The organism is Gulosibacter massiliensis, from assembly GCF_900626105.1.
Taxonomy (GTDB): Bacteria; Actinomycetota; Actinomycetes; order Actinomycetales; family Microbacteriaceae; genus Gulosibacter; species Gulosibacter sediminis.
Genome location: NZ_UYZX01000002.1, coordinates 490,501 through 507,932, shown reverse-complemented (window position 1 = coordinate 507,932; position 17,432 = coordinate 490,501). Strand labels below are relative to the sequence as shown.

Sequence of the window (17,432 nt, the reverse complement as noted above, 5' to 3'; positions counted from 1 at the left end):
CCCGATCAACGAGCGGCGGCTCGCGGCTTCGGTCGGGAGCCGCCGCTCGTTTCTGCGCTCGGTGACGCTACGCGTCGGCGAGCAGCTGTTCGGCGAAGACGTGCGGAGTGAAACCGGTGAGGTCGTTGATGCCCTCGCCCGTGCCGATGAGCTTGATCGGCAGCCCGGTGCGCTCCTGCACAGCGAGCACGAATCCACCCTTGGCCGAGCCGTCGAGCTTCGTGATGACGAGGCCCGTCACACCGGCGTATTCAATGAAGGCCTCGGCCTGCTGCACGCCGTTTTGGCCGGTCGTGGCGTCGAGCACGAGCAGCACCTCGCTCACGGGTGTGAGCTTCTCGACGACGCGGTGCACCTTCTTGAGCTCGTCCATGAGGCCGGCTTTCGTCTGCAGGCGACCGGCAGTGTCGATGATCGCCATCTCGATGCCGTCGCGCATCGCGATCTCGACGGTCTGGTAGGCGACGGATGCCGGGTCTTGGCCGAACTGCTGCGGCCGCACGATGCGCACATCGGCGCGCATCGCCCACGTGTCGAGCTGCTCGACCGCCGCGGCGCGGAAGGTATCGGCCGCACCGACCACGACCGTGCGGTCGAAGTTGCGCAGGAAGCGCGCGAACTTGCCGATCGTCGTCGTCTTGCCGACACCGTTGACGCCGACCATGAGCGTGACGGCGGGCCGCGCCGAGAGGTTCAGCGTCGTGTCGAACTTCGAGAGGCGCTCCTCGATGACCTCGCTGAGCATGCGGCGAAGGTCGCGCGCATCCGTCGTCTGGTGGTGCGCGACCTGCGCGCGCAGCTCGTCGACGATCTCGTCGGTGATGTCGGGCCCGAAGTCGGCGGTGAGCAGCGCATCCTCGAGGTCTTCCCACGTGGATTCATCGATCGTGCGTCGTGCGAACATGCCGCGCAGGGCGCTTCCGAGAGACCAGGGTGTGCGTTCCGCCATGGAACCAAGCCTAGCCGGGCGGGCCGTACCCTTGAGGCATGCGAATTGGGCTGATCAGGCACGGCGAAACCGAGTGGAACCGAAAGGCCCTGTTCCAGGGCACGAGCGACGTCCCGCTCAACGACACCGGCTACGACCAGGCCCGACGCACTGCAGTGCTGCTCGAGGGACAGCGGTGGAGCGCGCTATTCTGCTCACCGCTGACGCGCACGACGCAGACCGCGACCGAGCTCGGGCGCATCAGCGGGCTCGGCGAACCCACCCCGCTCCCCGACATCATCGAGCGCAGCTTCGGCGAACTCGAGGGCGAAAGCGTGTTCCTGCCCGACGGCACGCGGCGCCTCGCCGACCATCCCACCGTCGAGCCCGTTGCGGCGGTGCTCGAGCGCACCTACCGGGCCCTCGAGCAGGTGTCGACGACCTGCGCATCCGATGCCCTCATCGTGACCCACGGCACCGTCGTGCGGTTGCTGCTCAATGACCTGCTCACGGTCGCCTCGCCCGCGATCAATAACCTCGCGCTCACGGTGCTCGAGACCGACCCGGATGCGCGACACGGCTTCCGCGTGCGACTCGCGAACGGGTACCCCGTGGCAGCGGAATTGACCCACAGCGTGTAACCTAGTGCGGTGTTGAAGGGGAGTATTCCTCCTCAACGTTCTCGTCATCACGGTGAAACACGGAGTTTCATCCGGGAACGTTGGTCGCAATCGCGGCGGAAGAGACCTTCAGAACGTTCAACGAACCTTCTGGAGGCTTCATGAATCACGTCGATATTTTGATCTGGTCGATCAGCATTGCGGTCGTTATCGGGTTCTTCTTCTTTGATTTTTACTCGCACGTGCGGCACGCGCACGTGCCCTCGATGAAGGAAGCCGGCTTCTGGTCGATCTTCTACATCGTGCTTTCGATCGGCTTCATGTTCCTCGTCGCCTGGCAATGGGACTGGGCGCACGCGGGCGACTTCATCACCGGTTACTTCACCGAGAAGGCGCTCAGCGTCGACAACCTCTTCGTGTTCCTGCTGATCATGATCAGCTTTCAGGTGCCGAAGATCGCCCAGCAGAAGGTGCTGCTAATCGGCATCGCGATCGCCCTCGTGCTGCGCACAATCTTCATCATCGCGGGTGCCTGGGTGCTCGAGGCCTGGGCCTGGGTGTTCTACTTATTCGGTGCATGGCTGCTCTACATCGGCGTCAAGCAGTTCATCGACTCGTTCGACGACTCCGACCCCGAGATGCCCGGCTGGGTGCGTCATGTGAAGCGCGTCATCCCCGCCTCGGAGCACTACAACGGCGACAAGTGGACCGTCGTCGAGAACGGCAAGAAGGTCTTCACGCCGCTCGTGCTCGTCATCGTGTCGCTCGGATTCACCGACCTGCTGTTCGCGCTCGACTCCATTCCCGCGATCTTCGGCATCACGCAGGAGCCGTACCTCGTCTTCATGGCGAACGCGCTCGCGCTGCTCGGCCTGCGCCAGCTCTACTTCCTGCTCGACGGCCTGCTCGCGCGCCTCAAGTACCTCGATCTGGGCCTCGCGTTCATCCTCACGTTCATCGGTGTGAAGCTCGTGTTCCACGCGCTGCACGTCAACGAGGTGCCGTTCATCAACGGCGGCGAGCCCGTCATGTGGGTGCCCGAAATTCCAACTTGGTTCTCGCTCATCTATATCTTCGGGGTGCTGCTCATCGCGGTCATCGCGTCGCTGATCTACTCGAAGCTCAACCCGGAAGACGAGAGCGGACGACGACAACTAGGAGGATCAGTGTCCCATCCAGAATCGGCAACACCATCGCCGGTCGACTACGTCGCCGTGCAAGCGTCCGAAAAATTCCAGGGGCACCGGCGGAGGCAGCGCTCCTTCGTCTTCCCCATGACGATCTTCTTTCTCGTGTGGTACTTCGTCTACGTGCTGCTCGGCGCCTACGCGCACGACTTCATGGCGACGCCCGTGTTCGGCAACATCAACGTCGGCTTGATCCTCGGTCTACTGCAGTTCGTCACGACCTTCACGATCACGACGCTCTACGTCCGCTTCGCGAACCGCAAGCTCGACCCGGTCGCAGAGGACCTCCGAGGCGAGCTCGAAGACATTGAGGTTGGCGCCGGCACCATCGAAGGGAACGCCCGATGAATGAGTTCTTCAGCAACGTCGGCACTGTGCTCGCCGACACCGTGACCGCAGTCGAAAACAACCCGGTGCTCAACATCTCGATCTTCGTCGTGTTCGTGGGCATCACTTTGTTCATCGTGATCCGCGCGAGCCGCAACTCCCGCTCGGCGGCCGACTTCTACGCCGGCGGCCGCTCGTTCTCGGGCACCCAGAATGGCTTCGCAATCTCGGGCGACTACCTCTCGGCCGCGTCGTTCCTCGGCATTGTCGGCGCCATCGCAATCAACGGCTATGACGGCTTCCTCTACTCGATCGGCTTCCTCGTCGCGTGGCTCGTCGCGCTGCTACTCGTCGCTGAGCTCATGCGTAACACCGGCAAGTTCACGATGGCCGACGTGCTCTCGTTCCGACTCAAGCAGCGTCCTGTGCGCATGGCGGCGGCGATCACGACGCTCGCCGTGACACTGTTCTACCTGCTCGCGCAGATGGCCGGCGCGGGCGGTCTCGTCTCGCTGCTGCTCGGCATCGACGACAGGCTCGGCCAGAGCATCGTCGTCGCCGTTGTCGGCGTGCTCATGATCGTCTATGTGCTCATCGGTGGCATGAAGGGCACCACCTGGGTGCAGATCATCAAGGCATGGCTGCTCATCGGCGCCGCATTCGCGATGACGATCTGGGTGCTCGTGCTCAACGGCTTCAACCTCAGTGCCGTGTTAGACCGCGCCATTGAGGCATCATCGAATGGTGCCGCGATCCTCGCGCCGGGCCTCCAGTACGGCACCAACCCGCTCGACTTCCTCTCGCTCGGCATGGCCCTCGTGCTCGGCACGGCAGGCCTGCCGCACGTGCTCATGCGCTTCTACACGGTGCCCACCGCGAAGGAGGCCCGCAAATCGGTCGTCTGGGCCATCTGGCTCATCGGCGCGTTCTACGTCTTCACGCTCGTGCTCGGCTACGGTGCCGCGGCGCTCGTCGGCCCTGAGACCATCGCGGCCGCGCCCGGCAAGGTGAACTCGGCGGCCCCGCTGCTCGCGCTCGAGCTCGGCGGGCCGATCCTGCTTGGCGTCGTCTCGGCGATCGCGTTCGCGACCATTCTCGCGGTCGTCGCGGGCCTCGCCATCACGGCCGCCGCTTCCTTCGCCCACGACATCTACGGCAACGTCATCAAGCGCGGCAAGGCCGCACCCGAAGACGAGGTGCGCGTCGGCAAGGTCACCGTGGTGGTGCTCGGCATCGTCGCGATCGCCGGCGGCATCGGCGTGCAGGGGCAGAACATCGCGTTCCTCGTCGCCCTCGCCTTCGCGGTCGCCGCGTCGGCAAACCTGCCGACGATCCTCTACTCGCTCTACTGGAAGGGCTTCACCACCCGCGGCGCGGTGTGGAGCATGTACGGCGGCCTCATCTCGGCGCTCGTGCTCATCACGTTCTCGCACGTCGTCTCGGGCTCCGAGACCTCGCTGCTCGGCGCGGGCGTCGACTTCGCGTGGTTCCCGCTGTCGAACCCGGGCATCATCTCAATTCCGCTCGGCTTCTTCCTCGGCTGGCTCGGCTCGGTCACCTCGCGGCAGCGGGAGGACCCTCGCCTTGCGGCCGAGATGGAGGTGCGCGCCCTCACCGGCCACGGCGCTGAGCCGCCCGTGCACCACTAGCTAGCCGGCTTGCTTCGGCAAGCGGCCCGAACGCCGAGCGGCCCCCGCGTTTGCGCGGGCCGCTCGGCGTTCGCAGCAGGTTCGGATGCGCTGCCGCGGCTCCGCGAACAGGCTCACAGCTCGACTACCTCGGTTAGGCGCACGATGGCCTCGCCTTCCTCCGCGGATGCGGTGAGGTCGACCTCGGCTCGGATGCGCCAGTCGTGGTGGTGCTCAGGGTCATCGATCGTCTGCTCGACGAGCCAGATGCCCTCGCGCTCGCGGCTCGTGTCGATGCGGCACAGCTGCGGCGAGCGTGCGGCGCCATCAATATTGATGTCGTCGTACGTGTCGTAATAGTCGTCGAGGATCTCGGGCCAGCCGAGCTCGGGGTCGAGCTTCTCGAGTTCGTCGTCGCGTTCGAGGGCGGCGAGCTGCACGCGCCGCCAGAGCTCGTTGCGCACGAGCACGGTGAACGCGCGGCGGTTCGCGACCACGCTCGGTGGCGACGGCGGCAGCACCGGCTGGCCCTGCGCATCCGTCGGCGCCACGAGCTCGGCCCACTCGTCGACGAGGCTCGAATCGACCTGGCGAATCAGCTCGCCGAGCCACTCAATGATCGATTCGAGTTCGTCGGTAAGGCGATCCGACGGCACCGAGTGCTGCAGCGTGCGGTAGGCGTCGCTGAGGTAGCGCAGCACGACGCCCTCGGCGCGGGCGAGGTCGTAGTAGCCGGTGAACTCCGCGAAGCTCATCGCCCGCTCGTACATGTCGCGCACGACGGTCTTCGGGGCGAGGTCGAAGTCGCGGGCCCACGGCTGCCCCTCGGCGAACTGCTCGTAGCTCTGCTCGAGCAGCTCTTCGAGCGGCTTCGGCCAGCTGATCTCCTCGACCCGCTCCATCCGCTCGTTGTAGTCGAGCCCATCGGCTTTCATCGCGGCGATCGCCTCGCCGCGGGCCTTGCGCTGCTGCGCCATGAGAATCGGGCGTGGGTCGTCGAGGATCGACTCGACGACGCTGACGACGTCGAGCGCGTAGTGGCCGCTGCCGACCTCGTCGGTCTTCCCGTCGGTCTCGACCGCCGGGTCGAGCACGTCAAGCACCGCGATCGCGAACGGCGACAGCGGCTGGTTCAGCGCAAAGTTCGGCTGCAGATCGACGGTGAGGTGAAGGCTCGGGCGCGAGGTGCCGGGCACCGGCTCGAGGTAATCGACCTCGATGATGCCCGCGTCGAGCAGGGTGCGGCCGAGCGCGAGGGCTCGCCGCGCGAGCTCGAACTGCCGCGAGCGCGACTCGTGATTGTCGAAGCAGAGCCGACGCACGTTCGCGAACACGTCACCGCCGCGGGCGACGACGTTGATGAGCATCGAGGAGGTCATTTCCATGTGGCTCGAGAGCTTCTCGGGCTCGGCGGCGACGATCTTCTCGAAGGTCTTGTCGGTGTAGTTGACGAAGCCCTGCGGCGGCTGGCGGCGCGTGACTTTTCGCTGCTTCTTCGGGTCGCCAGCGGCCTTCGACATCGCGTGCTCGTACTCGACGACGTGGTCGGGGGCCTGCACGATAACGGTGCCGTGGTCGTCGAAGCCGGCGCGGCCTGCGCGGCCGGCGATCTGGTGGAATTCTCGCGCCGAGAGATGGCGCTGCTTCGTGCCGTCGAACTTCGTGAGCGAGGTGATGAGCACCGAGCGGATCGGCACGTTGATGCCGACGCCGAGGGTGTCGGTGCCGCAGATAACGCGGAGCAGACCGCGCTGCGCGAGCACCTCGACGAGGCGCCGGTAGCGCGGCAGCATGCCGGCGTGGTGCACGCCGATGCCCTGCCGCAGCCAGCCCGAGAGCTTGCGGCCAAACGCGGTCGTGAACTTGAAGCCGCCCATCGCGGCGATGATCTCGTCGCGTTGCTCGCGCGAGGCGACGCGGATGCTCGAGAGCGCCTGGGCGCGGTCGACCGCCTCCTTCTGCGAGAAATGCACGACGTAGATCGGCGCCTCGTGCTCCTCGAGCAGGCGCTCGACGGTCTCGTGCACGGGCGTGAGCACGTATTCGTAGCTCAGCGGCACGGGTCGCGTCGCGCCGGCGACGAGCTCGGTGGGGCGGCCCGTGCGGCGGGTGAGGTCTTCGCGCAGGGCGTCGGTGTCGCCGAGCGTCGCCGACATGAGCAGAAACTGCACCCGCGGCAGGAGCAGCAGCGGCACCTGCCACGCCCAGCCGCGCTGGTGGTCGCCGTAGTAGTGGAATTCGTCCATCACGACCTGGTCGACGTCGGCGCCTTCGCCGTCACGGAGGGCCTTGTTGGCGAGGATTTCGGCGGTCGCGCAGATGATCGGTGCGTCGGGGTTCACCGAGCTGTCGCCGGTGACCATGCCGACGCGCTCGGCACCGAAGATCTCGACGAGGGCGAAGAACTTTTCGCTCACGAGCGCCTTGATCGGCGCCGTGTAGTAGCTGCGCTTGCCCTCCGCGAGTGCGATCGCGTGCGCCGCGATGGCGACGAGCGACTTGCCGGTGCCGGTTGGGGTCGCGAGCACGACGTTCGCGCCCGAGACGAGGTGCACGATCGCTTCGTCCTGGGCGTCATAGAGGTCGATTCCACGCCCGCTCGTCCACTCGAGAATCGCGTCGTAGACATGGTCGGGGTCGTAGGGTGCCCCCGGGTCAGCGAGGGTGGGGATGAGCTCGGGCAGGGTAGGCATCCCCTCGATCATCCCACGCGCCCCCGACGCGGTTACGACGTATCGTAGAGCTGTGAGTTTGCTGCGCCTCAAGAACGTGCCCGCGCCGGGCGCCGACTCGCGTGCGCGCGCCGCCATCCTCCGTCGCCGGCTTCGCCTCGCGCTCGTCGCGGCGTCCTTCTCGACCTTCGTGGCGCTCACCTCGCACCTCACCGCGGGCGGCGAGTTGCCAACCCTTGCGGGCATCCTCGTGCCGCTCGGCCTCGCCTACGTGTTTTCGCTCTGGCTCACCCCGATTCGCTCGAGCTGGTTGCGGCTCGGGCTCTCGGTCGCGCTGAGCCAGTTCGCGTTCCACGCGATCTTCACGCTCGGCGCTCCCTCGGCGCTCGGGGGCGGGGCGCACGCGCACCACCACGCGTCGAACTCCGAGATGGCGAGCGCGATCGCCGCGCACACGGGCTCGACCTCGGCGTCGGTGCACCTCGGCCACGACACCCCGTTCATGTGGGCGATGCACGGGGTCGCCGCGCTTGCGACGACGCTCGTACTGTTCTTCGGTGAGGAGATCCTGCGCCGGCTCTCACGCGTGCGCGACGCGCTCGGTGAATTCTTTGCCTTCGCGCTCGTGCTCGTGCGGGCCCTCACGCCGCGCCCGAGCGCGGCACCGGCGACCCTGTCGCTGCCGTGGGTGCCGCGGCTCGCGGCTCGCGCTGTGGCGTCGGCACCGCGACGAGGGCCGCCGTCGCGCGATTTCCTCGCGCACTGCACCTTGGCGTAGCTCCCCCGGCAGACGGGGTGCTCGCTGTGCGCGACGACCCCGGCGCTGCCGCATCGCTTACGCACTCAGGAGCATCCCTATGTCTATTTTCCGTACCACCACCACCACCACGACCATCCGCCCCCTCACCGCGCTCGCCGCGGCGGGCCTGATCGCCCTGACCCTCGCCGGCTGCAGCCAGGCCGAGGCCGGCGCCACCGACGCGGCCCTCACCGTCACCGACCCGTGGGTGAAGGCGACCGACACCGACATGACCGGCGTGTTCGCGTCGATCAAAAACACGTCGGGCCACGATGTCGTCATCGAGTCGGCCACCGTCGAGGGCGCCTCGATGACCGAGCTGCACGAGACGATCGTGCAGTCGGATGGCTCGAGCCTCATGCAAGAAATCGAGGGCGGCTTCGCGATCGCCGACGGCGAGACGCTCGAGCTGCAGCCCGGCGGCAACCACATCATGCCGATGGGTCTCGAGTCGGCGATCGAGCCCGGCGATGAGGTCTCGGTGACGCTGACCCTCGACGACGGCACCGAGGTCGACTTCACCGCGACGGCGAAGGAGTACACCGGCGCCGAGGAAAGCTACGCGCCCGAGTCCGGGCACGAGGGGCACTAGCCGTGGCCGCCGTTCGGGGACCACGGCGCCGCGACGTGCTCGTCGGCGCTGCGGCCGTCGGCGTCGGCGCGGCCGCGGGCGTCGCCGGGGTGCGCCTCACCGAGCGCCTCACCGAGGCCGCGCCGCTCGGCCAGCAGCGCCGTGATGCAAACGACGCATCCCTGCCACCGGCGCTCGGGGTCGAGTCGGCGCACGCCGTGTTCATCGGCCTCGACCTCGCGCCGGGGCTCGAGCGCGACCGCATCGCGAGCCTGTTGAGGCTCCTCCACGACGACGCGGCGCGCCTCACCCAGGGCGCCGCGCCGATCGGCGACCAGGAGCCCGAGCTCGCCGAGCAGCCCGCGAACCTCGCGGTGACGTTCGGCTTCGGGCCGGGCCTCGTCGAGCGGGTGAATCCCGCCGCGCGGCCCGAGTGGCTCGCCCAGCTGCCGGCCTTTTCGATCGACGCGCTCGAGGACCACTGGAGCGAGGGTGACCTGCTGCTGCTCGTGACCGGCGACGACCCGCTCGCCGTCGCGCACGCGCAGCGCATGCTGCTCAAGGATGCGCGGGTGTACACGACAATTCGCTGGCAGCAGCACGGGTTTCGCAACGCCCACGGCGTCGCGAAACCCGCCACGACGCAGCGCAACTTGTTCGGGCAGCTCGACGGCACCTCGAACCCGACCCCGGGCACCGCCGAGTTCGAGACGGTCGTGCGCATCACCGAACCCGGGTGGCTGCAGGGCGGCACGAGCCTCGTGCTACGCCGCATCGAGATTAACCTCGAGACGTGGGACGAGGTCGACCGGCCCGGCCGCGAGGCCTCGGTGGGGCGCCGTCTCGACACGGGCGCGCCGCTCACCGGCACGCACGAACACGACGAGCCCGACTTTGAGGCGGTCACCCCGCAGGGCTTCACCGTGATCAACGCGGCGAGCCACGTGCGGCGCTCGCGCCCCGACGACCCGAGCCAGCGCATCTTCCGCCAGCCCTACAACTACGACCTCCCCGTCTCACCCGCGGCGGGCGAGGACGCGGTGGGCGGCCGGGGTGCGCAGGTCTCGAACTCGGGGCTGCTGTTCGCGTCGTTCCAGGCGAATCCGACGCTGCAGTACGTGCCGATTCAGCAGCGCCTCGCGGACGCCGACCTGCTCAACACGTGGACGACGCCGATCGGCTCGGCGGTGTTCGCGATCCCGCCGGCGACCGGGGAATTCCCTGGGCAGGCGCTGTTCGACGCGTAGCGCGCGTGGCGAAATGTGACGACGGTGATCTTGTGGCACAGGGTGCGGGTGCGTATGGTTACCGCCAGCAACATGCTCCGGGGTCGGTGTAAGTCCGAACCGGCGGTGATAGCCCGCGACCGCAGCCTGTGCCTGACGCCTCGGCGTCGTGTACGAGCCGCGCTGATCTGGTGGAATTCCAGAGCCGACAGTCAAAGTCTGGATGGGAGGTGCATGGCTGCCGAGGTTTCCTCGGCAGTGGCGTGATTGCGTGCACGCGTCTCGTTTCCCCGGTGGTGTTCCACACCGGAAGGAAACGCAGTGCAACTCACCCCCGTCGACGCGATGCGGCGCGCCATCGAGCTCGCCGCCCGCGGTCCCGAGCTCGGCCCGAACCCGCGCGTCGGCTCCGTGCTGCTCGCCGCCGGCCCGGCGTCGGCGCCGCGCGAGGTGCTCGGCGAGGGCTGGCATCGCGGCGCGGGCACGGCCCACGCCGAGGTCGCGGCGCTCGCGGATGCGCGGGCTCGCGGCATCGACGTGCGCGGCGCGACCGCCGTGGTCACCCTCGAACCCTGCAATCACACCGGCCGCACCGGGCCGTGTGTCGACGCGCTGCTCGACGCGGGCGTCGCCGAGGTCATCTATGCCGTCGACGATCCGAACCCCGCCGCGGCCGGTGGCGCCGTGCGCCTGCAGGCCTCCGGCGTCACTGTGCACTCGGGTCTCGAGGGGGCGGCGGCCGGCGAGCTCATCCGCGCCTGGGCCACGCCCGCCCGCCTCGGTCGCCCCTTCGTCACCCTCAAGCTCGCGCTCACGCTCGACGGCAAGATCGCCGCGGCCGACGGTACGAGCCAGTGGATCACCTCCCCCACCACGCGGGCCCACGCGCACGGCGTCCGCGCCCGGGTCGACGCGATCGCTGTCGGCACCGGCACCGCCCTCGCCGACGACCCGGCGCTCACCGCCCGCACGCCCGATGGCGCGCTGCTGCCCGAGCAGCCGCTGCGAGTCGTGCTCGGCAACCGTGAGCTGCCCGCCTCCGCCCAGCTCCGCGACGACCGCGCGCCGCTGCTGCAGCTGCGCACCCACGACGTCACCGCCGCCCTCAGCGAGTTGGCCGCGCGGAACATCCATCACGTGCTCGTCGAGGGCGGCGCGACCGTCGCCGCCGCGCTGCTGCGCGCCGACGTCGTCGACGAGCTCCACGTCTACCTCGCGCCGCTGCTCCTCGGCGAGGGCACGGCCGCCGTCGCACCCTTCGGCGTCGGCACGCTCGCCGAGGCCCGCCGCTGGCGCTTCGACGCACCCGAGCCCCTCGCCCCCGATGTCTTCCTGCGCGCCCGCCGCACCACCAACCCCACCCCAGAAGGAGCCTGAAGTGTTTACCGGACTCATCGAAGCGCGCGGCGAAGTGCTGCGCCTCGAGCATGAGCCGGGGCAGGCGGATGCTCGCCTCGAGATCCGCGCACCCCGCGTCACCGACGACGCTGCGCCCGGCGACTCGATCGCCGTGAACGGCGTCTGCCTCACCGTCGTCACAATCGCCGACGACGGCTTCACCGCCGATGTGCTGCCCGAGACCCTGCGCCGCACCTCGCTCGGCGAGCTCGCGCCGGGTTCGCCCGTGAACCTCGAGCGTGCGCTCGCCGCATCGGCCCGCCTCGGGGGCCACATCGTGCAGGGCCACGTCGACGGCGTGGCGACCCTGGCCTCGCGCACCGCGGGCGAGCGCTGGGACGACCTCGTGTTCGAGGCGCCCCGCGAGCTGCTGCGCTACGTCGCAGAGAAGGGCTCGGTCGCGGTCGACGGCATCTCGCTCACCGTCACCGACGTCACGGCGCGCGGCTTCGGTGTGTCGATCATTCCGACGACCTCGCGCGAGACAACGCTCGGCGCCCTCGAGGTCGGCACCAGCGTGAACCTCGAGGTCGACGTGCTCGCGAAATACGTCGAGCGCATGCTGCAGTGGCGTGAGGAGGAGGCACGATGAGCGCCCCCGACTCCCCCGCCATCGGCCCGGCGCTCAACGCGCTCCGCGCGGGCCTCCCCGTGCTCGTCGCCGACGCGGCCGACCGCGAGAACGAAGTGGACGCGATCTTTGCCGCCGATCGCGCGAGCGCGAAGTGGGTCGCCTGGGTCGTGCGCCATTCTTCCGGCTACCTCTGCGCGCCGCTGCCCGCCGCTCGCGCCGACGCCCTCGAACTGCCGCTCATGGTCGAGCAGACCCAGGACTCGCTGCGCACCGCCTACGCCGTCTCGGTCGATGCCGCCGTCGGCGTCACCACGGGCATCTCGGCCGCCGACCGCGCGACGACGCTTCGCGCGCTCGCGAACCCTGACTCGAAGCCGGGCGACCTCATCCGCCCCGGTCACGTGCTGCCGCTGCGCGCCGTGCCCGGCGGCGTGCTCGCCCGCGCCGGCCACACCGAGGCCGCCGTCGACCTCATGCGCCTCGCGGGCACCGGAGACGTCGGCGCGATCGCCGAGCTCGTGCACGACTGCGGCGAGGTCATGCGCTACCCCGAGGCCGCCGCGCTCGCCGAACGCGAGGGCCTGCCCCTCATCACCATTGCTGAGTTGCGGGCCTACCGCCGCTCCCACGAAAGGACCGTTGCATGAGCCGCGAAGGCGCCCCCACCATTGACCTCTCGAGCTTCGGCTCGCAGGCGGGCGCGCTGCGCGTCGCCATCGTCGTCGCGAGCTGGCACCGCGACATTGCCGACGCGATGCTCGCGGACGCGCTCGCCGTCGTCGAGGCGGCCGGCGGCACCGCCGAGGTGATCCGAGTGCCCGGCACCTTCGAGCTCGCCGTCGCGGCGATGCGCATTGCCCGAAGCCCGCAGGCGCCTGACGCGATCGTCACCCTCGGTGTGGTCGTGCGCGGCGGTACCCCGCACTTCGACTACGTCTGCCAGGCGGCGACGGATGGGCTCGGTCGCGTCGCGCTCGACACCGGCATTCCCGTCGGCTTCGGCGTCCTCACCTGCGACACCGTCGAGCAGGCGCTTGAGCGCTCGGGGCTACCTGGTTCACTCGAGCGCAAGGGTGCCGAGGCGGCGCAGGCCGCGATCGCGACCGTCGCGGCACTCGCCGAGTACCCGCGAGGCTGAGCCCAGCGAGCCGGATGATGCCGTCCAGCAGGCGGGCATCCAACGCTTCTCCGCGATCCTCTGGGCGCTGCCCCCGGTCAGTGCCGGATTCCGGCGGAGTCGCCCGCCGAGTGGCGCTCACCGGCGCAGGCGCATCCTCAAGGCCGTGAAGCAGGCCGACCCCGGCGCCCGCAAGATGCTCCGCAAGGCCGGTGTCTAGGTGGTTGCCTGGCACGTCGTGAACGTCTGGGGCCGGCGAAGGCATTTCCGCTCCCCGAGGCCGTCATGCGCCGCCCATCGGCCCACTCGTCGCACGCAAGGCGCTGACAGCGCCACTGTCGTTTGCGCCGCGGCGCGGCGCTCGCGCTATCCGGCGAACGCCTCGCCCTCGACGTGCGGCGGCTGCCGGCGGAAGCCACCCGTGAGCGACGCAAGAATGACGATGCCGATCACAAGCCAGACGGCGCCAATGATGAGCGCGTTCGAGTCGAGCTGCGTAAGCAGCCCGATGATGACGATCGCGCCGATCGAGGGCGCGACGTAGTCGAGCAGCACGTTGACGCGCTTGCCCTCGCGCCGCGCCTTCACGGCGAGCACGACGACCGAGATGTTCACCATCGCGAAGGCGATGAACGCGCCGAAGTTCACGAACGAGGTCGACGTGGCGACGTCGAGGAACATCGCGATGAGGCCCACGACGCCGACGACGACGATCGAGCCCCACGGGGTCTGGAAGCCGCGGTGCAGCACGCCGAAGATGCGCTTCGGCAGCACGCCGTCGCGGCCCATCGCGTAAAGCAGGCGCGAACCCGAGGCCTGCGCGGCGAGGCCCGAGGTGAACTGGGCGATGATGAGACCCGCGACGAAGACTGCCGAGAACACGTTGCCGCCGATCGTCTGCGCGATCTCGAACGCGGCCGACGACTCGTCGGTGAAGCTACCGCCGGGGTGCACGAGCTGCGTGAAGTAGGTGACGACGATGAAGATGCCGCCGCCGATGAGCGCGATGAGCAGAATCGCGCGCGGCATGACCTTCTGCGGGTTTTTCGTCTCTTCGGTCAGCGTCGTGACCGCGTCGAAGCCGAGGAACGAGTAGGCCGCGACCGCCGCCGCCGCGATGACGTTCGAGAATTGGGCGTCCTCACCCACGAACGGCGAGGAGCTCACGAGCGCGCCCGCACCATCCGTGCCGACGACGCTCGCGATGCTGAGCACGACGAAGATCGCGATGACGAGGAACTGGAACGCCATGAGCACGAAGTTCACGCGGTCGGCCACCTTGATGCCGATGATGTTCAGCGCGGTCGTGACGAGAATGAACGCGACGATCCACACCCAGCTCGGCACGCCCGGCACCGCGGTCGAGAGGTACGAGGCGCCGATGAGCCAGATCACCATCGGCAAGAACAGGTAGTCGAGCAGCACGGCCCAGCCAACGAGGAACCCGGCGCGGCCGTCGATCGAGCGGCCGACGTAGGTATAGGCCGATCCGGCAACCGGGAAGCGGGCGGCGAGGCGGCCGTAGCTCGCGGCGGTAAAGAGCATCGCGATGAGCGCGATGAGGTAGGCCGACGCGCTCGCCCCGGCGCTCGCGCTGGCGATGACGCCGAAAATGCCGAGCACGATCATCGGGGTGAGGTAGGCGAGCCCGAACAGCACGAGCGAGCGCAGGCCGAGCGTGCGGTTGAGGTGGGTGGTATCGGTCATTGCTGGTCCATTCGAGCGATGAGGCGGATGTGGTTGAGCGGCCGGATGCGCGGCTATGCGCCGGCGCCGGGTCGCCAAGTCGTGGGGTCGAGCCGGCCGTGGTAGAGCGGCAGCGGCACCGCTGCGTCGTCGTCGGCGAACTGGCGCCACGGTACGACCGAGCCCTCGGTGCCATCGCGGCGCACGCGCGCGACCGCGTCGAGGTCGAGCTCGACGACGAGCAGTTCGGGCGCCTCGCCGGCGCTCGCGATTGGGGTGCCCTCGGGGCCGACGACGATGCTGCGGCCACGGCCAATCGGCCCGGCCGTGTTAACGCTCACGGTGAAGTTCTGGTTCACAATGGCGTTCGCCTGCGCGAGCACGAGCTCCTGCTTGCGGTCGGGCGTCGTCGTCTTGACGATGTTGAGCACGACCTCGGCGCCCATCCAGGCGAGGTGCCGGGTGACTTCGGGCCACCAGGCGTCGTAGCAAATCGAGATGCCGACGCGGCCGAGGCCGGGAAGGTCGACGACCTCGAAGCGCTCGCCCGAGGCGTACGGCTCGGAGGGGCGCCAGGGGAACACCTTGCGGTAGCGACCGGCGATCTCGCCGCTCGGGGCGAGCAACACGGCCGTATTAAATGGGTCGCCGTCGGCGCGCTCGACGAGCGAGCCGGGCAGCAGCCAGATGCCGAGCTCTCGCGCGAGATCTTGCAGCGGGGCGACGAACTCGTCGACGTCGACCGCGCCCTCGCGCAGGCGCGCGTTCTGGGCTTCGAGGTCGGCGTTGTCGGCGCCGAAGAGGTGGAGTTCGGGGTAGACGACAAGGTCGGGGCGATGCTCAGCGACGAGCTCGCGGAGCACCCGCTCAAATTCGTCGAGCGGGGTGCCGATCGGGTGCGGTGCTGCCTGCACCGCGGCGATGCGGATGTGACGGGGCACGGTCCCTCCTTCAGGCGCCGCGCGGCGACGGTGGTGTCGCGGCGCACTAATTGATCATAGTGATCACTTACTCGAGTCAGCATGCACCCCGGCCGCGGCGAGCGCAATTGCGCCCTCGCCCACGCGTTCGCCGCCGCGCTTGGCCGGCATCGCTACGCTGAGGCCATGCCCCGTTCGACCCCCGATGCGCCCGAGCCGGCGCCCGCCGTCGCGAGCCTGCGCCCGGTGAGCGCGCTCGAGTCGGTGCGCGCGCGCATCCTCGTCGCTCTGCGGCTCGGCACGCTGCGGCCGGGCGACCGCATCCGCTCGGCACATGTCGTCGCCGCGGGGCTCGACGCGAGCGAGATCACCACCCGGCGCGCGCTCGAATCACTTGTCGCCAACGGTACGCTCGTGCGCCGCCGCGGCGCCGGCGGGGGCACCTTCGTCGCCGATTCCCCGACGATCCCAGCGGATGCGGCGGTCGAGGCCCTCTTCGCGGCCGGTTCGACGGCGCGCGAGCTCGTCGACAGCCGCGTGCTCATGGAGTCGGCGCTCGCCGGCTTCGCGGCGCAGGCGGCCGACGACGCGGCGATCGCGGGCATCCGCGACGCCGTCGCCCGCGGCGAGGCCGCCGCCGACTGGGCCGAGTTTCACGCAGCCGACCGGGCGTTCCATCACGCCGTCGCCCACGCATCCGGCGTCGAGCGCCTCGACACCTACTTCGCGGCGCTCGAGTCGCTCTACGCCTACTTCATCCCCTACCCGATCGAGCACCTGCACGCGTCGAACGACGCGCACCGGCGCATCCTCGAGGCCATCGCGGCGGGCGACCGCGCGCTCGCGGCCGACGAGGCCCGGGCGCACGTCGCCGCGCTCTACGACGAGATGTTCTTCGCGCTCTAGGCGCCTAAATGTCGTCCTCGCCGGGCACGCCGCCCTCGTCCTCCCAGTTCTCGACCCGGGCCGAGCTCGTCACGCCGAACTTGCGGCGCACGCCGTAGCCGCCGTGTTCGTCGTCGGGGAAGAACTCGACGCCGTAGTGCTCGAGTGCGCGGCGCAGCGATAGGTTCTCGTCGGCCGAGATCGTCACCTCGCTGAGTTCGAACTGGCGAAGCTGCTCGACGGTGAAGCCGGTCGCCGACGCGACGGTTTCGCGCGACACCTGGGCGAGGGCTCGGCCCGCCCGGGCGAGGTCAGGTGGTAGCTGCTGCGTGCTCATGAGTGCTCCTTCGCGTGCGGGTGTTGTGGGATAGGTCAGTCGATGACGGCAACGAGTTCGGTGCGAAGTGCCTGCGGGTCGGAGCCGGGGCCTGGGGTGACGTGGTACGACTCCCAGTATGGCTTGCGGGGTGTGCGGCCCTCCGCCCGCAGTTCGGCAAGGAACCCCTGCCAGACGTCAGCGAGCTCGGAGTACGGGCCGACGTGCATCGCCTGCGCGAGCTCGCCGCCCGGCAGCTCTCCTGGCACGATTGTCAGGCCGTTGAATTCGAGCGGCGACTCGACCTGCGCGAGCAGTGGCATGCCCGCCTCGACGGTGACGTTGCCGACGAGCTCGGTGTCGTAGCGGCTGAACGCGAAGCCATCGGGCGCGATCGCCGCAGCGTCGACGGCGGCGCGCAGCACAGTGAAGGCATCGTCGAGAAAGGCGATCATTTGCTCGACGGGCACGCCCTCGCCGCGCACCACGGCCGCGTGCTGCGGCTTGCGGTGAACGAATTCGGGGGTCAGCTTGGGGGCGTCAGACATGGCGACTCCTGTGTCGAGAACATGTCGACT

17 protein-coding genes and 1 riboswitch are annotated in these 17,432 nt (G+C 69.1%); of the genes, 11 read left to right on the top strand and 6 right to left on the bottom strand.

Annotation, left to right across the window (positions count from 1 at the left end; genetic code table 11):
- Positions 1–67: 67 nt before the first annotated feature.
- Positions 68–949 (bottom strand): signal recognition particle-docking protein FtsY, encoded by an 882-nt coding sequence (gene ftsY, locus EJL01_RS12135; protein WP_125107886.1) that lies wholly within the window; start codon positions 947–949, stop codon positions 68–70.
- A gap of 38 nt (positions 950–987) precedes the next feature.
- Here ftsY and EJL01_RS12130 point away from each other — a divergent pair, with 38 nt between their 5' ends.
- From EJL01_RS12130 to EJL01_RS12120, 3 genes are all read left to right on the top strand, one after another.
- Positions 988–1,569: a histidine phosphatase family protein gene (locus tag EJL01_RS12130; RefSeq protein ID WP_125107885.1), complete on the top strand. Its 582-nt coding sequence runs from the start codon at positions 988–990 to the stop codon at positions 1,567–1,569.
- Between the two features lie 140 nt (positions 1,570–1,709).
- Complete coding sequence (locus EJL01_RS12125; protein WP_125107884.1) at positions 1,710–3,083, top strand: TerC/Alx family metal homeostasis membrane protein; 1,374 nt, start codon at positions 1,710–1,712, stop codon at positions 3,081–3,083.
- On the top strand, positions 3,080–4,711 hold the full coding sequence (locus tag EJL01_RS12120; protein ID WP_125107883.1) for a solute symporter family protein: 1,632 nt from the start codon (positions 3,080–3,082) through the stop codon (positions 4,709–4,711). The genes EJL01_RS12125 and EJL01_RS12120 overlap by 4 nt, the downstream gene beginning before the upstream one ends.
- Positions 4,712–4,824: 113 nt before the next feature.
- On the opposite strand, the gene EJL01_RS12115 is transcribed toward EJL01_RS12120, so the two are convergent.
- On the bottom strand, positions 4,825–7,383 hold the full coding sequence (locus EJL01_RS12115; RefSeq protein ID WP_125107882.1) for a DEAD/DEAH box helicase: 2,559 nt from the start codon (positions 7,381–7,383) through the stop codon (positions 4,825–4,827).
- A 52-nt stretch (positions 7,384–7,435) separates the two neighbouring features.
- Here EJL01_RS12115 and EJL01_RS12110 point away from each other — a divergent pair, with 52 nt between their 5' ends.
- The 7 genes from EJL01_RS12110 to ribH all read left to right on the top strand — a co-directional run bounded on the left by EJL01_RS12110 (position 7,436) and on the right by ribH (position 13,068).
- Positions 7,436–8,140 carry a hypothetical protein gene (locus EJL01_RS12110; protein WP_125107881.1) on the top strand — a complete coding sequence of 235 codons (705 nt, stop codon included), beginning with the start codon at positions 7,436–7,438 and terminating at the stop codon, positions 8,138–8,140.
- Positions 8,141–8,219: 79 nt separating this feature from the next.
- Positions 8,220–8,753, top strand: coding sequence for a copper chaperone PCu(A)C (locus EJL01_RS12105; protein ID WP_125107880.1), 534 nt, complete (start codon positions 8,220–8,222; stop codon positions 8,751–8,753).
- 2 nt (positions 8,754–8,755) lie between these two features.
- A complete protein-coding gene (locus EJL01_RS12100; protein ID WP_125107879.1) occupies positions 8,756–9,979 on the top strand; it encodes a Dyp-type peroxidase in 1,224 nt (407 codons plus the stop codon).
- Between the two features lie 69 nt (positions 9,980–10,048).
- Positions 10,049–10,197, top strand: a riboswitch (FMN riboswitch).
- A gap of 82 nt (positions 10,198–10,279) precedes the next feature.
- Entirely contained in the window at positions 10,280–11,335 is a 1,056-nt protein-coding gene (gene ribD / locus EJL01_RS12095; protein WP_125107878.1) for a bifunctional diaminohydroxyphosphoribosylaminopyrimidine deaminase/5-amino-6-(5-phosphoribosylamino)uracil reductase RibD, read from the top strand.
- 1 nt (position 11,336) lies between these two features.
- Positions 11,337–11,948 carry a riboflavin synthase gene (locus EJL01_RS12090; RefSeq protein WP_125107877.1) on the top strand — a complete coding sequence of 204 codons (612 nt, stop codon included), beginning with the start codon at positions 11,337–11,339 and terminating at the stop codon, positions 11,946–11,948.
- Positions 11,945–12,577, top strand: a complete 633-nt coding sequence (ribB, locus tag EJL01_RS12085; RefSeq protein ID WP_125107876.1) for a 3,4-dihydroxy-2-butanone-4-phosphate synthase — start codon at positions 11,945–11,947, stop codon at positions 12,575–12,577. The genes EJL01_RS12090 and ribB overlap by 4 nt, the downstream gene beginning before the upstream one ends.
- A complete protein-coding gene (ribH, locus tag EJL01_RS12080; RefSeq protein WP_125107875.1) occupies positions 12,574–13,068 on the top strand; it encodes a 6,7-dimethyl-8-ribityllumazine synthase in 495 nt (164 codons plus the stop codon). The genes ribB and ribH overlap by 4 nt, the downstream gene beginning before the upstream one ends.
- Before the next feature lie 345 nt (positions 13,069–13,413).
- Here the strand turns inward: ribH and EJL01_RS12075 are convergent, their stop codons facing one another.
- Both EJL01_RS12075 and EJL01_RS12070 read right to left on the bottom strand, forming a co-directional pair.
- Positions 13,414–14,754, bottom strand: a complete 1,341-nt coding sequence (locus tag EJL01_RS12075; protein ID WP_125107874.1) for an APC family permease — start codon at positions 14,752–14,754, stop codon at positions 13,414–13,416.
- Positions 14,755–14,807: 53 nt separating this feature from the next.
- A complete protein-coding gene (locus tag EJL01_RS12070; protein WP_125107873.1) occupies positions 14,808–15,674 on the bottom strand; it encodes a carbon-nitrogen hydrolase family protein in 867 nt (288 codons plus the stop codon).
- Positions 15,675–15,839: 165 nt separating this feature from the next.
- Here EJL01_RS12070 and EJL01_RS12065 point away from each other — a divergent pair, with 165 nt between their 5' ends.
- Complete coding sequence (locus tag EJL01_RS12065; RefSeq protein WP_164509820.1) at positions 15,840–16,559, top strand: FadR/GntR family transcriptional regulator; 720 nt, start codon at positions 15,840–15,842, stop codon at positions 16,557–16,559.
- Positions 16,560–16,563: 4 nt separating this feature from the next.
- Here the strand turns inward: EJL01_RS12065 and EJL01_RS12060 are convergent, their stop codons facing one another.
- Together EJL01_RS12060 and EJL01_RS12055 are read right to left on the bottom strand one after the other, a co-directional pair.
- On the bottom strand, positions 16,564–16,875 hold the full coding sequence (locus tag EJL01_RS12060; protein ID WP_125107871.1) for a hypothetical protein: 312 nt from the start codon (positions 16,873–16,875) through the stop codon (positions 16,564–16,566).
- A gap of 35 nt (positions 16,876–16,910) precedes the next feature.
- Positions 16,911–17,402: a GyrI-like domain-containing protein gene (locus EJL01_RS12055; protein ID WP_164509819.1), complete on the bottom strand. Its 492-nt coding sequence runs from the start codon at positions 17,400–17,402 to the stop codon at positions 16,911–16,913.
- Between the last annotated feature and the right edge of the window lie 30 nt (positions 17,403–17,432).

What these genes read in the sequence shown, in the direction of transcription:
- ftsY (WP_125107886.1), bottom strand. Translation starts at nt 949, where the DNA reads ATGGCGGAACGCACACCCTGGTCTCTCGGAAGCGCCCTGCGCGGCATG.
- EJL01_RS12130 (WP_125107885.1), top strand. Translation starts at nt 988, where the DNA reads ATGCGAATTGGGCTGATCAGGCACGGCGAAACCGAGTGGAACCGAAAG.
- EJL01_RS12125 (WP_125107884.1), top strand. Translation starts at nt 1,710, where the DNA reads ATGAATCACGTCGATATTTTGATCTGGTCGATCAGCATTGCGGTCGTT.
- EJL01_RS12120 (WP_125107883.1), top strand. Translation starts at nt 3,080, where the DNA reads ATGAATGAGTTCTTCAGCAACGTCGGCACTGTGCTCGCCGACACCGTG.
- EJL01_RS12115 (WP_125107882.1), bottom strand. Translation starts at nt 7,383, where the DNA reads ATGCCTACCCTGCCCGAGCTCATCCCCACCCTCGCTGACCCGGGGGCA.
- EJL01_RS12105 (WP_125107880.1), top strand. Translation starts at nt 8,220, where the DNA reads ATGTCTATTTTCCGTACCACCACCACCACCACGACCATCCGCCCCCTC.
- ribB (WP_125107876.1), top strand. Translation starts at nt 11,945, where the DNA reads ATGAGCGCCCCCGACTCCCCCGCCATCGGCCCGGCGCTCAACGCGCTC.
- ribH (WP_125107875.1), top strand. Translation starts at nt 12,574, where the DNA reads ATGAGCCGCGAAGGCGCCCCCACCATTGACCTCTCGAGCTTCGGCTCG.
- EJL01_RS12075 (WP_125107874.1), bottom strand. Translation starts at nt 14,754, where the DNA reads ATGACCGATACCACCCACCTCAACCGCACGCTCGGCCTGCGCTCGCTC.
- EJL01_RS12065 (WP_164509820.1), top strand. Translation starts at nt 15,840, where the DNA reads ATGCCCCGTTCGACCCCCGATGCGCCCGAGCCGGCGCCCGCCGTCGCG.
- EJL01_RS12060 (WP_125107871.1), bottom strand. Translation starts at nt 16,875, where the DNA reads ATGAGCACGCAGCAGCTACCACCTGACCTCGCCCGGGCGGGCCGAGCC.
- EJL01_RS12055 (WP_164509819.1), bottom strand. Translation starts at nt 17,402, where the DNA reads ATGTCTGACGCCCCCAAGCTGACCCCCGAATTCGTTCACCGCAAGCCG.